This is a genomic window from Oleiphilus sp. HI0086 (genome assembly GCF_001635225.1).
In genome coordinates this window covers 1-14852 of sequence record NZ_LWFZ01001325.1, presented here as the reverse complement: position 1 = coordinate 14852, position 14852 = coordinate 1, and the positions used below count along the sequence as shown (strand labels likewise).

Genomic DNA, 14852 nt, shown 5'->3' with positions numbered 1-14852 from the left:
TTCAGAGAGTGAACTTACCTTCAAGGTAAACTTACAAGACACAGAGGGCTGCCCTAAATACTTGGGACGCGTCATTGAAGGTGTCGACCTAACTAAGCCTTCACCATTATGGCTGCAAGAAAAGTTACGTCGCTGCGGTTTACGTAGTATTGATCCTGCCGTTGACGTAACCAACTATATTTTGCTTGAGCTCGGTCAGCCAATGCATGCATTTGATTTAGATAAGCTGAATGGCTCAATCAATGTACGTCAAGCTGAAAATGCTGAAAAACTAACCTTGTTGGATGGTCAGGAAGTTGAACTTCGTGATGACACCTTGGTTATTGCAGATGAAAACACTCCACTTGCAATCGCAGGTATCATGGGTGGCGAAGCCTCAGGTGTTAGCGCTACAACTCAGAACATCTTTTTGGAATGTGCCTTCTTTGCACCCTTGGCGATTGCGGGTAAAGCACGCTCTTATGGCTTGCATACAGACTCTTCACACCGTTTTGAACGAGGTGTTGATTATGCGCTGCAGCACGAGGCAATGGAACGTGCAACGCGCTTATTAATCGATATTGTCGGCGGCAAAGCTGGCCCAATCGTTGAAGAAAGTGATGCAGAGACGCTTCCTAAGTCTTCGACTGTGACCTTGCGTGAAACTAAAGTTGAGTCGCTCTTAGGCTTGAAGGTAGAGACAGCTGAAATAGAAGAGATTCTAACGCGCCTTGGGCTTGAAGTTGTTGATCGAGCAGAGGGGCAGTGGACCTTTGCTGTGCCAAGCTATCGTTTCGATATTGCCATTGAACCAGACCTGATTGAAGAAATTGGTCGGGTCTACGGCTATAACAAACTACCTAAAACGACTGCATTAGGCTCAATGAAGCTGCGGGCCGTCGACGAAGATATCTTCCCGCAGGACTACCTGGCTGATCGTTTGGTGAGTTTAGGTTATCAGGAGGCAATCACTTACAGCTTTGTTGACGAAGAAACACAAAAGCTCGTGACGCCTGAAGAGCAGGGTATCGCTTTGGCAAACCCAATCTCAGCTGATTTGGCTGTGATGAGAACGTCTTTATGGCCTGGCTTGCTAAAAGCACTAAGCTACAACCAGAAGCGCCAGCAGCCCCGAGTTAAGTTTTTTGAGACAGGTCTAAAGTTTGTTCAAGAAGGCGAAGAGATTGTTCAAACTAGAATGATCTCGGGCGTTGTCTCAGGCACTGTTCAAAACGAAAACTGGTGTAATGAAAGCAGAGCAATCGACTTCTTTGATGTGAAGGCCGATCTTGAGAATTTATTGTTCTCAATTGACCCGACAGTCGCTTTCGAGAAGGGTGAACATGCTGCTTTACACCCTGGGCAGACTGCACAGATTGTAAAAAATGGTAAAAAAATCGGCTATTTAGGGGCTATTCACCCTAAATTACAAAAATCCTTGGATTTAAATGGCTCAGTTTATTTGTTTGAACTATGCTTAATTGAAACCGTTCAAGGACAAGTGCCGAGTTTTGATGGCGTGTCAAAATACCCAGAAGTTAGACGGGATTTGGCAATATTGATCGATCACGAGATACCGTTCCGAGACGTTGAGCAGATTGTTAGAGATAATGCCGGTGAAGACCTGGTTAATCTCAATGTGTTTGATGTTTATTCAGGTGATAATCTTGCTGAAAACGGAAAGAGTCTAGGCCTCGGTCTGGTATGGCAGCGAAGTGATCGCACTCTTAATGATGAAGAAATCAACGAGTCCTTTGAGCGTATTGTGTCAGCACTCAGTGCTAAGTTTGGAGCTAAATTAAGGAGCTAGCGCATGGCGGCTTTAACAAAAGCTGATATGGCCGAAAGCCTATACGACGAAGTTGGACTAAATAAGCGCGAAGCCAAAGAAATGGTGGAAGCGTTCTTTGATGAAATTGTTGGAGCCCTAGGTCACAATGAACAGGTGAAGCTATCTGGCTTCGGTAATTTTGACCTACGCGATAAGAAACAAAGGCCTGGACGTAACCCTAAAACTGGTGAAGAAATTCCTATTTCTGCCAGACGCGTTGTTACTTTCAGACCCGGACAAAAATTAAAGGCAAAAGTAGAAGAATATGCTGGAACCCAGTCACAATAATGAATTACCCCCGATTCCGGGTAAGCGCTATTTCACTATTGGAGAAGTAAGCGACTTATGTGGAGTCAAAGCTCATGTTCTACGTTATTGGGAGCAAGAGTTTGATGAACTGTCACCGGTAAAGCGTCGTGGAAATCGTCGTTATTATCAGCGCCAGGACGTCATGACTATTCGTCAAATTCGTAGTTTATTGTACGATCAAGGCTATACCATCGGTGGTGCCAAGCAAAAACTGCACAATGAAGGTGATGAGGGCCCTGCAGGGCAAAACTCTGAATTGATCAAGCAAATGATCACTGAGCTTGAAGAAGTTTTAGACGTACTAAACAGCTAAGCTTTCAAGTAATAAGGTAATCTTAAAAAACGCCGATACTATCGGCGTTTTTTATTTATTTCTAAAGCGTCATAAGGTATTATACCCGCGACTTAAGTCGACAGGCCTAAAACCCGTCGATTACCCCCATGTAAGCTGATACCTAGTATCAACCTGGTGAACAAATTCTTGTTTCACACCGTTCGGGATGTAGCGCAGCCTGGTAGCGCACATGTCTGGGGGACATGTGGTCGTGGGTTCGAATCCCGCCATCCCGACCAATTTTTCTTTTTTAATTCCTGTTTTTTAGCATCTGTCGCAGCTTTTACCATTATAGGGTGAAAATGTACATCATAGAGTCTAGACTCCCTTGTTTAATGCATAATCTGAAAATTCTACTTAGTTAACAGACATATAGGTCTGCATTCCCCTAAGATTATGTTTGATAATTTTTTGTTTTAATAATATTGATCGTTATTCAAAAAAATGAGGGCATTATGAAAGAAGGGACATATCTTGAAGAAGTCAGGCAGCAATACGAGAATTATCCCTACCCTGCAAGAGATCCTGCTAATGAGAAAACAGATCTTTATGTCTCCAAACCCTGCTCCTTAGATTGTCTTAATTATTACGCTTTTGAGGGTAAGCGTGATTTTACTCAGTCGTTTCGAGTCCTAGTTGCCGGTGGCGGGACCGGTGATGATGTTATTTATTTAGCCGAACAACTTAGGGAAACTGAAGTAGAAGTGGTCTATTTGGATATGTCTCAAGCATCAATGGACATCGCCAAGGAACGAGCTAAAGTCAGGAAATTAAAAAATATTACCTGGATTCATGATTCCTTGTTAAATCTGAACAAACAAGAATACGGTGAGTTTGATTTTATTTCCTGTACTGGCGTTTTGCATCACTTGAAAAACCCAGATGAAGGTTTAAAAGCGCTTACTAAGGTACTTCATCCTGATGGTGCGATGTATCTTATGGTTTACGCAACAATTGGACGAACAGGAATCTATCAGATGCAGGAATTAATGCGTCAGATAAATACCGACACGCCCAACATTCAAGACTGTATTGATAACACAAAAAAAACTCTAAACGGGCTACCACAAGGCAATTGGTTTTCCTCAAATAAAGTTTCTTGTAAGAAAGATTTAAGTACAGATATTGGCATATACGATCTACTAATACACTCTCAAGACCGGGCCTATACCGTAAACGAAATGTACGACTATGTTGAAAATGCAGGATTGAAGTTAAATAAACTATATAATCCTGACCACCCTCTTGGTGACATGATTTTTTATCCCGAAACCTATATTCGTGACCCAGAGCTGTTGAACACAATCAAACAACTTCCGCTTAGAAAACAGCAATCTATCTGCGAGTTGTTGTTTGGTCAAATCATGAAACAATGCTGTTTTGTTTCGTTTAAGGAAACTTCTACTCCTAGCATAAAGAATACAGATCTGGTTCCTGCCATCAGCACCATTTACGGCCAAAATGAACGTAAGCAAAATTTGCTTAAGGCGTTTTCTGCACCAGGAAATCAAATACAACTGAACCAAATGTTTACCTTAAAAAGAAACCCACACAGCAAAGCATTGTTTGAACATATAGATGGAAAACGAAGCTTAAAAGAGGTTGTCGAGCAAACCATCAAGACAACGAAAAGCCATGCAACGTTTGAAACCGTCTTTGCAGAACTATGTTCCTTTGTTGAGGTCCTAATAAAACTAGATATGATGTATTTGAGAGAAAAGAGCGCAAGTAGTGCAGCTAATATAAACAATATGATGGGAGTGTGATCAGAAAATGTGTTCGGTTTCTTTAAATGTAAGCGTCCAATCGAGCACAACTAACTGCAAGGTCTAGGCTAGCACTAAGATTTAAAAGGAACTAGCGTATGACTAAACCGAGCGCTAAATATAGCTGGCCAGAGTCGTTGGCTTTTTAGCAAGTGAGTGGCTAAACGATAGCAGACTTCTGTTCCGTGCATAAAATTAGTCCCTTGATGATGGGCTGCAGGGATTCCAAAGTAACAGCTAATCCGACTCTAAACGCAAAACACTGGGTGTTGAGCAATGATTGTTTCGAGTTAAAAGAGGTAGCTCAAAACAGAGCTATTTCTCTCATTCTAATGTCCCACCGATGGTCACTGTGTCTGGGCGTAGGCTTTGATTGACTCTGATCCGTACCAGGTAATTCCGGGCTCTCTCCAAACTTCTCAGTCGATTTACATTTCTTATCACTGTATTTACCGATATCCCGCTTCAAAGCACTGTGTAGTGTTGAGCCTTGGAGTGATAGACTATGGGGTAGATGTCTATAGCGTGGTGGTGGCTACGGATTGGATCTCTTTCTAAGCTAAAATAGAAGAACTAAATATTAAGACCGGAATACTGATGAAGAATAAAGCTCAAAAACAACTCTCGTTTGAACCTCAATACCATCGAAAGTTGGCACAAGGAAAGTACACGCCTATATCAAAGAGGCTAATTAAGGGTAGCAACTCAATTTCGAGTGAAGACGTTGCTGAAGAGCGAGATTGCATACTTGCTGAAGGTTTCACGGTTTGTGAAAGCAGAGCAGAACTGTCTGCGGCGAAAATTGATAATTCAGATAAAGGTGATGTGGCAGCCGTTATAGCCAATACCAACCCCTTATTCAAGTTACATAATAAGTAAGCGCTTGCTGAAAAAAAATTAAACGAGAGCTTTGCCTCGTAGTAGTTGTCGCAGTCGAATGAGAAATAGGAATTATTGATGGATTTATTGTATTGGCATTGGATTGTTTTTGGGATTTTTCTTGTTCTTTTAGAGCTCGTTATCCCTTCATTCACCGCGCTTTGGTTTGGTATTGGCGGGGTATTGGTTGGCATGTTACTTCTTGTCGAGCCGGATCTAAGTACTACCTTTCAGATAAGCGCCTGGGCTATTTTATCTGCCTTACTCACCAGCATGTGGTTCAAAATACTCAAACCCTCGCGGGATAAGGTAGTTTTACCAGCGCTTGATGAAATTCAGGGTGAACTAGGCGTGACGCTGACGCCTCCTTCCGGGGAAAGGCCGGGGCGCGTTCGCTTTTCTACTCCCATTAAGGGCTATGATGAGTGGGACTTTGAGTCTGATGATCAACTAGATGTAGGAGATGCGGTTAAAGTAACCGGTGTCACTGAACATCGACTAGTGATGAAAAAACAATAAATTATCTTTTAGGAGCAAGGGATTATGGAAGCAGGATTATACATAGCAATAGCGATATTTATTTTATTACTGGTGACGGTTGCACAAGGTGTAAGGCTCGTACCTCAGGGCTATCAGTGGGTTGTACAGCGCTTTGGAAAGTACCAAAAAACACTGAAGCCTGGATTGAATATTATCGTTCCTTATTTTGACCAGGTGGCCTATAAGCTTACAACTAAGCAAATCGTATTGGATATTCCTAGCCAAGAGGTTATTACAAAAGACAATGCTATTATTATTGCCAGTGCCGTAGGTTATATCTCCATTACTGACCCGCAGAAAGCAGTGTACGGTGTTGATAACTACACGATAGGGATACAAACCAAAGTCCAAACAACGCTTCGTTCAATTATCGGTGAAATGAATCTGGATGCGGCATTGAGCTCTCGAGAGCAAATAAAAACCAGCCTCACTAGCACGATTGCGAATGAAATTGCGGAATGGGGTATAGCGCTTCGTTCAGTTGAAATTCAGGACATTAACCCTTCTAAGACGATGCAAGAAGCAATGGAAGAGCAAGCCTCTGCAGAGCGGGCAAGGCGTGCAACGGTGACCAGAGCTGAAGGTTCTAAAGAAGCCCAGATATTAGAAGCCACGGGCCAGAAGCAAGCGCAAATACTGGAAGCACAGGGCCGAAAAGAAGCAGCAGAACAAGATGCTAAAGCTGAATTGCTATTGGCAGAAGCGAGGCAGCAGTCAATCTCAATGGTCTCTGCCCCTTTGACCGATAAAGACATGGCAGTGACCTACCTTCTTGGTGAGAAGTATGTTTCAGCGATAGAAAGCCTGGCGACATCTGAGAACAGCAAGTCGGTAATCTTACCTGCCGATTTACCAAAAGCTATCGCGGGTATGATAGGGAAGTAATACACTAGGGTAGCAAGATAAAGCCTAATTTATGTTTGAGCTAAAAACCATCGCGCTATTCATCGTTACTGCGCTTGCAGAAATTGTTGGTTGCTACCTTCCTTATTTGTACTTAAAGCAGGATAAAAGCCCTTTGTTGCTTATTCCTGCTGCTCTAAGTCTAGGCTTGTTTGCGTGGTTGTTGTCTTTGCACCCTGCTGCTGCGGGCCGCGTTTATGCTGCTTATGGCGGTGTTTATATCCTGGTAGCAATATGTTGGCTATGGGTTGTCGAAGGTATTAAACCCACGTGCTGGGATATTACCGGCGTAGGCGTTGCGCTATTGGGCATGGCAATTATCATGTTCAGCCCTCGTGAGCTATAGCCTGATAGGTAGCTGATGCTTTAAGTGTCATCCACCATGAACTGGCCAGTCTTGCATCGTCCGATAAGCCAGAAGGGGTATCGGTCTTGGCGCGAGTTTTTATTTTTCCATTCCCGAAGAATGGTTTTTCCCACCTAAACGAGTGAATACGCATGGATAAGCTAACGAGTGATAACAAATTAATGGCTTCGGTAGACCTAAAAAACTGGGCGAACCTAAGTCGCTCTGTGTTAAATGGCATCGTTGGTGATTATCTGGAAAAAGAGCACAACCCATTAGCCATCGATATGGCTTTTTACCAGCAAAACATACCTCTATTGCTAGATGACACGCTTGCTCAACAGGTGCTTCAAGGTTCCGGGAGCGTCAAAGCAGAAAAAGCCTTATCTAACAAAATTATCGTCCTCATCCACGGGCTGACCAATCTAGAAACAATATGGGACTTAAAACCAGACTCACTCGGTGGGGAAAGTGAAGGGGAGAGCTCGAGTAATGGTCGTTCAAGTGATGATGACGAAGCGCTAAGTGAAAAAGATAACTATGGTCGACGCTTACAAGAAGAGTTTGGCTTTACGCCTTTTTACTTACGTTACAACACAGGCTTATCGATTAAAGATAATGGGCAAAAATTAACTCGGCTACTTTCAGAGCTCATTGAGGCATACCCCATACCTGTAGAAGAGATCGTGCTAATGGGCTTTAGTATGGGAGGCTTGTTAATACGAAGTGCCCAGAAACTCGCGCAAGATGCCGAAGCAGATTGGCTAAGTTTGTTGTCAAACTGTTATTACATTGGCACGCCTCATGAAGGCTCGCCCTTGGAGAAGTTTGGTCACCTAACCAGTTCTATTGTTCGCTATATCCCGCGTGATTACATTAGTCACTGGGCAGACTGGATAGACGTTCGAAGCCAGGGTATACAAGATCTGAAGGACGGCTTACTCCATCTGAATAAAGAAAAACGTGGCGCGGATAGTGATGACCCCTACGAGCAGAGTGTGCGCTGTGGAAGTTTTACCGCGCATGCTCAGCATCACTTCATTAGCGGCTCGCTATCGGCGAACAAGAATAGTCTACTCAACAAGTATTTTGGCGATAGCCTGGTGAGACATACAAGTGCTAACCCCATATCTGCACCAGAAGACAGTAAGCAGGCCCATTTCAATGGTATTCCACATGTACCTCTGGCTCACTCAGAAAAGGTTTACCAGCAAATAAACCAGTGGTTCCGTGAGCATCCAGATCATATTGACTTGAAGTTCTACGAGGTGAGGGAAGCGACTAAGAAGCAGCAAATGGTGCAGAGAGTCGCGCAAGGCTTGTCGAATCAAGAAATCATATCAGGTAGCTTGGATTTGTTAGCGCTTGCCTATGATCATACGGTAGACGCCGTTGAGAAGGTTCACGGCGCGATAGCAGATGAACCATACAGCGTACTTAGGAAAGTCCCTTTGATTAAAGATGTAACCTTGCCGATAGAAGATAGCCATAAAGATATACTCAATACCATATACTTCTCGCTCAAGGCTGGAGGGAAGCTTGCACACAAAGGGGCGAAAGTTTTAGGTGGCAAGCACAGTAAGGAAAACGAATCTGAGGATAAGTGAGCCCTAATCAACTTACCTCGGTAGAGTCAGACTGCTTTAGCAGCGAATTTGATGTCCGATTGACTTGCTTATATAAAATGTCATCACTTGAGTGTTTAGCACCACGCTCTTCATGAAAGTGGCCTATTGCATATGCCCATGTTTGAGCTTGTCGGTCTGATGCATTGAGTGAGCATGCATAGCTTGATTTAGCACTTCGAGCGAAATATCAGAAAATGCCAGAACTTTGCCACCCTGTGATTTGGCAAACGCTTCTGCACTGTTCTTGTTTTTAAATGAAGCCAGGGCCGGTCCCATTGCTCCGGGGAGCTTATGACCAATTACATACCAGGCTTGTTTGGCATCGATTAGCTCGGCTTCGCGAGTATTACCCCAAGGACTGCTCGTCATATCATGGACAAATGCTTTAGCTGTGTTATGGATATTTTCAGGTTGAAGCATATAGGCGAACAAGTCATTCACTGAGCAAAACTTACGTACCGACGATTTATTCTTCTCAAACATCTCACCTTTAGGGCCGGCAAACTGGTTGATAAGCATTCCACACAGGTGGCATTCGTCCTGGTCTTCAATATGTACGGCGCTGATTTCTGGCTTAGCTTTAGGATCGTTTTCACTACACGAAACAATCCCGAAAATTAATACGCCTTGAATCAGCAAAACCAGCACCGGAACTAAAGGCGACTGTTTAGCGTTTTGGTGGGGGGGCTTATGATTCATCACCTTATACCTCTCGTTTCTTCAATAAGTAGGCGGCGAATGCAAGTGGTGCTGCGATCCATAAAACCAGGGAAGATAGCAGTCCTGCCATGCTCATCTCTGTGCCTTCAGCCAGTTGTAGCACGCCACCATATTCTGCGGCATTAACCACCTGATAATTAACCAGGCGGAAGATATACGTTGGGTTCAAGAGTAAAACTTGACTGAGCAAGTCACTTTGAATATCGCCTTTACTGGCGACTAAAATAGCGAGTAAAGCCAAGTCGAATACCAGTACAAAGAAAAACCAGGTGACCAAAGCCAGGCCCGCGGCACGCGATTTCTCTTCTACGCTAAGACTAATAACATAGGCGATGGCAATAAAAACCCAGCCAAGTAGTGTCGCCGATAGAATAAACCAGAAAAATGCATTGAGAACTTCTAGGGTTTCCACCTCGCTGCTGAAGATAATGGCTGCTGCAGCAGTACTAAAACCAAGCAGGGAGGAGATCGCGATGATACTTCCTTGGCCCAGAAATTTGCCAATCAACATATCGCGTCGACTGAGGGGGTAGGTGAGCAGGAGTAGCATGGTGCCTTGTTCATATTCTCCTACGAAGGCGTTGTAGGCGATCATCAATGCGATCAAGGGAATCAGGATAACGGCCAGACTTGCCAGACTAATTAAGGTTGAGTTGAGCGAGGCAAAGCCGATACTACCTGAGGCAGCCGCGCCAAAATACGTAAGCCCTAAAGATAGAATGGCGAAGATTACCGTGATCGCCAAAGTCCAGCGATTGCGGAAGCCATCTTTAAATTCTTTTGAGGCGACAGTTAGTATTTTATCCATATTTATTGCTCTCCCTTGCGAATAAAGTGGCTGTATATTTCCTGCAAGGAAGGTTGCTTGATCTCCAGGTCGCTGATGCTTGTATTTCCCGAGAGTGTTCTAAGGGCGGACATTTTATCTTTCGTCGGCACAAGCAGAGATTGCTGGCCAGCCGCACAGGCGACCGCATTTTGATACTGCATGAGTTCGCTGGGAATTTCATTCGCTGCTAAGCCATGCGCTTTGATCTCGATAGGCAGCTCGCTTTGCTGGCGAAGCGTTTCAAGATTACCCAAGGCTAATTGCTTCCCGCCACCTAGTATCATAGCTCTGTCGATATGCGCTTCAACACCAGGGAGAACATGAGAACAAAGAATCACTGCGCAACCATCGCTTCGTAGTTCGTCTACCGTACGATAAAAATAATCGGTTGCGATAGGGTCTAAGCCAACGGTGGGCTCATCCAGTAATAATAGTTTAGGTTTGCCTAGCAGTGCTTGCGCCAAACCAAGGCGCTGCCTCATACCTTTAGAGTAGGTTTTGACTGCTCGATTTGCTGCAGCTTGAAGGCCAACACTCTCAAGTAACCGTTCAGCCTCGTTCTTTTTAAAGCCTTTAAGTTTGGCGAAGTAAGTGAGTATATCGCGCCCGCTTAGGTGATCATAAAAGCTAACATTTTCGGGTAGATAACCAAACTTCTGGCGAATGTGGTGAGCTTTTTTGTCTCGAGGTGACTGGCCAAGGGTTAGTACTTCGCCTTGACAAGGCTCAAGCACGCCCAGGATGATTTTCATCAGCGTACTTTTGCCAGCGCCGTTATGACCAAACAAGCCAAGCACTTCGCCTGGAGGCAAGTCCAGATTGATTGCCTCGAGTGCTTTTAGCTCGCCATAATGTTTGGAGACTGAGTCAAGCTTAACAACAAGGTCAGAAGAAGGGGACGTCATGGGCTGGCTACCTTACGAGCGGGCGGTGTCATGAGAGGGAAACTATCTCTTACCCCAGGCGATTTAAGTACCGGGAATTGTTTTTGGATATAACGTAGTAACAATACTGCAGGGCTATCCATTAGCATTTTTGCCTGAGGAAACTTCCATAGTAGCTTGTCGATACTGTCATTGGGTTCGAAGTAGGTATCGCCAATTTGATCATTGTTCATATCCCAGCCTAAATAGTCGCTCCAGTAATTACCTTGGGCGTCGAGGCTCCATTCTTGTTTGCGGGTCGCGACGTATTTCACTTGAGTCTGGTTTTTGATAAAGGTGTTTTTAGCAATAATATTGTTCTCGGAACCTGCTGTCAGGTGAATACCGATTTCTGCATTACTCACGTCATTGTCTAGAATTTTGTTGTGCAGCGAGTTATAAATAAAGAAGCCCTTACCATCGGCACCCTCAACGTGACGTGCCTCACTTTGACGCACGCCATCAATCGTGTTGTTAGTTAAGGTGGAATAGGTAATAAAGTTTAATAAGATGCCGTAGTCTTCACTATCGAGTGACTGGTTATGATTGACAGTGAGACTTCTGGATTGCATGAGCGCATAGCCTGCACGGGTTCGTACCGCTTTGTTTTTGGTGACGGTATTGCTGTGGGAGTACATGTAATGAACCCCGTAGCGAAGGTCGTGCATATGGTTTTCAGTGAGCAGGTTGTTCTGGCTAGAAATAATGTAAATTCCGTCACGGGTATGCCAGATTTCGTTGCCACGAACCTCGGTATTGGTCGCAACGGATAGATGAATACCATTGCCTCGGTCGGTTGAGCGCATCTGCTCGTTACCGCTTATTTTATTGTTGATAATTTTTGCACCATCGCATTTATCTAACCAAATACCGCTAGTATCACCATGAAGCAGGTTATTCTTGATGGTTGTATTTTGTGCCGATTTTTCAATAAAGATGCCGGCATTCATTGCCGTTAAATCATCGCCCCAGTTTTCTATTGTCAGATTTTCAATGGTGACATGTGGAGCTTTTATTCGAATCCCGTCATGCATGCCTTGGGCGTTGATGATAGCGCCCTTTTCACCTTGAATAGTGAGACTCTGTCGAATAACAAAGTTACCGGCGTAAACACCGGGAGAGAGGACTATCGTATCGCCTCGAGAGGCATTATCGAGAACAGCTTGTAGGTCTAGCTGAGAATTAATCCTTATCTCTTGAGCATAGGCTGAAGAGGATAAAAGAGATGCCACCACTATCAGACAGGTACAGAGGCACAGCATAAGGATATACGCACTGTGCTTCTGTTTGTTCTGCTGTGTTTCCAGCAGTATTCGAGATGGTTGTGACATCTTGTACTTCTTTTTCGCCTTTAGCAGTTAGCTAAAGCTTAAAGGGTTTAAGCTTCGACTAACATTCGGCCACGCATTTCCATATGCAGTGCATGGCAGAACCAGTGACAGTAGAACCATTGTACGCCAACCTTGTCGGCGGTAAAGGTCACTGACTGGGTTTGCTGAGGGCCAATTTCCATACTGACGCCATGGTTGACCATACAGAAACCATGAGTTACGTCTTCTACCATATCAAGGTTAGTGATCACCATGGTGACTTCATCGCCTTGCTTAACGGTAAATTTGTTCAGGCCAAAGTTTGGTGCAACCGAGGTCATATAAACCGTCACTTTGTTACCCTTGCGAATAATCTTGTTGTCCATTTCAAGATTTACACCATCTTTCTTTGCTTGAGCAACGGTTTCAGCGAAGAAGGGGTCATCACGCTTCCAGATTTTGCTTGGCTTCACTTTGCTTCGATGAACGATCATACAATCGTGAGGCTCAGCAAAGGTCGGGCCGTCGTGAATCAGCTTCATTTCATCGCCGGAGATATCGATTAACTGATCATTTTCGGCACGAAGTGGGCCCGTCGGTAAGAATCGGTCTTTAGAGAACTTACAGAGACAGACTAGGTATTTGCCATCAGCATCACGGGTTTCACCCATGGTGGTGTGAAGGTGACCTGGCTGATAATGAACATCCAGCTTTTGGCGAATGTAATTAACTTTCTTGTCTTGATAAGCTTTGATCGCATCTTCCACGTTCCACTTAACCACCTGACTATCGATAAAGACGGTTGTATAAGCATTACCGCGTCCGTCAAAGGCTGTATGAAGCGGCCCTAAGCCCAGCTCTGGCTCTGCAACGATGGTATCGCGAGGTTTGATCTTATCATCAAATAGTGAAGCCAGCTTCTTGATCGCAATCACTGAAACGGTTGGTGAAAGCTTACCGTTAGCCACAAAGTATTCACCGTTTGGTGAAGTGTTCAAGCCATGAGGACTCTTGGGTACCGGAATATAGCGAGTATATTTGGAACCTTTACGGCCATTGATTACAGGTACTTTGGAATCGCCGATTGTCTTGAAGTCACCGTTCTGAACCGCTTTCTCAAGCGCTGGAATATCAAATACAACAACATGGTCACGCTCAGCTGAAATCATTTCAGGTAGCGTTACGCCGTTTTCAGAGTTATAGCAGGTTGATGCAGCGAAACGACCGTCGTAGTCGGCATCGGTATTATCAAGGTTGCCATCAACAATGACCTGGAAAGCCATTTCCATCTTCTCAGCGTCAATGACGTTGAACATGGAGAAATATTTACTAGGGTCATCCAAATCACGTCCGTCATTCGGTAATGGAATTTCATATTCACCGTTACAGAATATATATTTGGTATGAGGTACTTTCTGAACCCTTAAACCATGGATCGCCTGTACATTTGGAACGTCGATCATCTTATCGGCTTTCATAATGTCGCAGCGGATACGTGCTACACGAGTATTTGCTTTATCGTTGATGAAAACATACTTACCGTCATAGCGGCCATCTTGCATACTCATATGAGGGTGATGTGCATCACCGTTAAAGTACTTGGCAGATTCACCCATGACTGCTTTACTTTCGTTGGTCTGACCCCAGCCAGTCGCGCTTTCATGGTTGAATACCGGAATACGCATTAGCTCACGCATTGAAGGTAGGCCAAGTATGCGAACTTCACCTGAGTGACCTCCACTCCAAAAGCCGTAATATTCGTCGAGCTCACCTGGCCCTACATGGGCGCTAGCAGCCATTTTCTCGGCCGTTTTTGCCTGAGCAAGTTCTGAAAACATGGATGCGGTAAGTGTTGACGCAGCAACACCTGCACCACCGACTAAAGTGGTTGCACCAATAAATTTACGACGGCTCATGCCTTCTTTTTCAGGACTATCATCGACGTGGCGGTCGACAGGGTTTTCCTTATTTATGTCGGTCATAATGATCTCCAAGTTGTTCCTGGTTGTGATAGAGAACTTCTTACTTCGTTGTTTGTACTGCTAATTCTTTAATTGCTTTTATTGTGTGTTTTTCTTTTGTATTCGAATCTTATGAGCCTCCTTGGTTGACAATACGAACCGGCTCGACAGGCGCTTCTTTCGTTGCTTTGCGGTATTTTTTGGCAAGTGGTGGGCATTTCTCTTTACTGTGATAAGTCATCTGACAATCGAGGCAGTAGTGGCATTCGCGCATATTAATCTCACCAGTAGGAGCAATCGCTCCGATCTCACACTCTTGGGCACAAAGCTGGCAGGGCTTGCCGCATTCTTTTCGGCGTTTTAGCCAGTCGAAGAGGCGAGCGAAAGAAGGAATAGCAATGGCTGCACCCATTGGGCAGACGTAGCGGCAATAGAACTTACGATTAAATATTGACGTAACCAGAAGCCCGGCCGCGTAAAGAATGAAGGGCCAATCGCGATCGAAGCGCAGCAGGAAAGTTGTTTTGAAAGGCTCCACTTCGGCATAGGTTTCTGCGACAGCCAGGGACTCCAGTGATAAGCCAAACAAAGCTA

General features: G+C 44.5%; 15 protein-coding genes and 1 tRNA gene. 10 read left to right on the top strand and 6 right to left on the bottom strand.

Annotated elements, in window-relative coordinates; translation table 11 throughout:
* The 10 genes from pheT to A3756_RS22865 all read left to right on the top strand — a co-directional run.
* On the top strand, positions 1-1789 hold a 1789-nt coding region (gene pheT, locus A3756_RS22910; RefSeq protein WP_068554765.1), incomplete at its 5' end, for a phenylalanine--tRNA ligase subunit beta.
* A 3-nt stretch (positions 1790-1792) separates the two neighbouring features.
* Positions 1793-2098 carry an integration host factor subunit alpha gene (gene ihfA / locus A3756_RS22905; RefSeq protein ID WP_068507652.1) on the top strand — a complete coding sequence of 102 codons (306 nt, stop codon included), beginning with the start codon at positions 1793-1795 and terminating at the stop codon, positions 2096-2098.
* A complete protein-coding gene (locus A3756_RS22900) occupies positions 2076-2432 on the top strand; it encodes a MerR family transcriptional regulator (RefSeq protein WP_068507650.1) in 357 nt (118 codons plus the stop codon). Before ihfA ends, A3756_RS22900 begins: the two co-directional genes overlap by 23 nt.
* A 183-nt stretch (positions 2433-2615) precedes the next feature.
* Positions 2616-2692 (top strand) — tRNA-Pro (locus A3756_RS22895).
* A 216-nt stretch (positions 2693-2908) separates the two neighbouring features.
* Positions 2909-4219 (top strand): bifunctional 2-polyprenyl-6-hydroxyphenol methylase/3-demethylubiquinol 3-O-methyltransferase UbiG, encoded by a 1311-nt coding sequence (locus A3756_RS22890; RefSeq protein ID WP_156490708.1) that lies wholly within the window; start codon positions 2909-2911, stop codon positions 4217-4219.
* 597 nt (positions 4220-4816) lie between these two features.
* Complete coding sequence (locus A3756_RS22885; RefSeq protein ID WP_068507647.1) at positions 4817-5098, top strand: hypothetical protein; 282 nt, start codon at positions 4817-4819, stop codon at positions 5096-5098.
* A 78-nt stretch (positions 5099-5176) separates the two neighbouring features.
* On the top strand, positions 5177-5617 hold the full coding sequence (locus A3756_RS22880; RefSeq protein WP_068506810.1) for an NfeD family protein: 441 nt from the start codon (positions 5177-5179) through the stop codon (positions 5615-5617).
* A 24-nt stretch (positions 5618-5641) separates the two neighbouring features.
* Positions 5642-6523: an SPFH domain-containing protein gene (locus A3756_RS22875; RefSeq protein WP_068507645.1), complete on the top strand. Its 882-nt coding sequence runs from the start codon at positions 5642-5644 to the stop codon at positions 6521-6523.
* A 31-nt stretch (positions 6524-6554) separates the two neighbouring features.
* On the top strand, positions 6555-6887 hold the full coding sequence (locus A3756_RS22870) for a YnfA family protein (RefSeq protein ID WP_068507643.1): 333 nt from the start codon (positions 6555-6557) through the stop codon (positions 6885-6887).
* A 152-nt stretch (positions 6888-7039) separates the two neighbouring features.
* Positions 7040-8494, top strand: coding sequence for a triacylglycerol lipase (locus A3756_RS22865; RefSeq protein WP_068507642.1), 1455 nt, complete (start codon positions 7040-7042; stop codon positions 8492-8494).
* A 123-nt stretch (positions 8495-8617) separates the two neighbouring features.
* On the opposite strand, the gene A3756_RS22860 is transcribed toward A3756_RS22865, so the two are convergent.
* From A3756_RS22860 to A3756_RS22835, 6 genes are all read right to left on the bottom strand, one after another.
* On the bottom strand, positions 8618-9214 hold the full coding sequence (locus A3756_RS22860) for a nitrous oxide reductase accessory protein NosL (protein ID WP_068507640.1): 597 nt from the start codon (positions 9212-9214) through the stop codon (positions 8618-8620).
* Positions 9215-9218: 4 nt separating this feature from the next.
* Positions 9219-10043, bottom strand: a complete 825-nt coding sequence (locus A3756_RS22855) for an ABC transporter permease (protein ID WP_068507638.1) — start codon at positions 10041-10043, stop codon at positions 9219-9221.
* Positions 10044-10045: 2 nt separating this feature from the next.
* Entirely contained in the window at positions 10046-10969 is a 924-nt protein-coding gene (locus tag A3756_RS22850; protein WP_068554761.1) for an ABC transporter ATP-binding protein, read from the bottom strand.
* Positions 10966-12318 (bottom strand): nitrous oxide reductase family maturation protein NosD, encoded by a 1353-nt coding sequence (locus A3756_RS22845; RefSeq protein ID WP_068507633.1) that lies wholly within the window; start codon positions 12316-12318, stop codon positions 10966-10968. Before A3756_RS22845 ends, A3756_RS22850 begins: the two co-directional genes overlap by 4 nt.
* 47 nt (positions 12319-12365) lie before the next feature.
* On the bottom strand, positions 12366-14279 hold the full coding sequence (gene nosZ, locus A3756_RS22840) for a TAT-dependent nitrous-oxide reductase (protein WP_068507631.1): 1914 nt from the start codon (positions 14277-14279) through the stop codon (positions 12366-12368).
* A 109-nt stretch (positions 14280-14388) separates the two neighbouring features.
* The coding region (locus A3756_RS22835; protein WP_156490707.1) for a 4Fe-4S binding protein at positions 14389-14852 on the bottom strand (464 nt) is incomplete at its 5' end.

Bases quoted from the DNA above. Each gene is read 5' to 3' on its own strand.
- ihfA (WP_068507652.1), top strand. From the start codon at position 1,793: ATGGCGGCTTTAACAAAAGCTGATATGGCCGAAAGCCTATACGACGAA.
- A3756_RS22900 (WP_068507650.1), top strand. From the start codon at position 2,076: ATGCTGGAACCCAGTCACAATAATGAATTACCCCCGATTCCGGGTAAG.
- A3756_RS22890 (WP_156490708.1), top strand. From the start codon at position 2,909: ATGAAAGAAGGGACATATCTTGAAGAAGTCAGGCAGCAATACGAGAAT.
- A3756_RS22885 (WP_068507647.1), top strand. From the start codon at position 4,817: ATGAAGAATAAAGCTCAAAAACAACTCTCGTTTGAACCTCAATACCAT.
- A3756_RS22880 (WP_068506810.1), top strand. From the start codon at position 5,177: ATGGATTTATTGTATTGGCATTGGATTGTTTTTGGGATTTTTCTTGTT.
- A3756_RS22875 (WP_068507645.1), top strand. From the start codon at position 5,642: ATGGAAGCAGGATTATACATAGCAATAGCGATATTTATTTTATTACTG.
- A3756_RS22870 (WP_068507643.1), top strand. From the start codon at position 6,555: ATGTTTGAGCTAAAAACCATCGCGCTATTCATCGTTACTGCGCTTGCA.
- A3756_RS22865 (WP_068507642.1), top strand. From the start codon at position 7,040: ATGGATAAGCTAACGAGTGATAACAAATTAATGGCTTCGGTAGACCTA.
- A3756_RS22860 (WP_068507640.1), bottom strand. From the start codon at position 9,214: ATGAATCATAAGCCCCCCCACCAAAACGCTAAACAGTCGCCTTTAGTT.
- A3756_RS22855 (WP_068507638.1), bottom strand. From the start codon at position 10,043: ATGGATAAAATACTAACTGTCGCCTCAAAAGAATTTAAAGATGGCTTC.
- A3756_RS22850 (WP_068554761.1), bottom strand. From the start codon at position 10,969: ATGACGTCCCCTTCTTCTGACCTTGTTGTTAAGCTTGACTCAGTCTCC.
- A3756_RS22845 (WP_068507633.1), bottom strand. From the start codon at position 12,318: ATGTCACAACCATCTCGAATACTGCTGGAAACACAGCAGAACAAACAG.
- nosZ (WP_068507631.1), bottom strand. From the start codon at position 14,279: ATGACCGACATAAATAAGGAAAACCCTGTCGACCGCCACGTCGATGAT.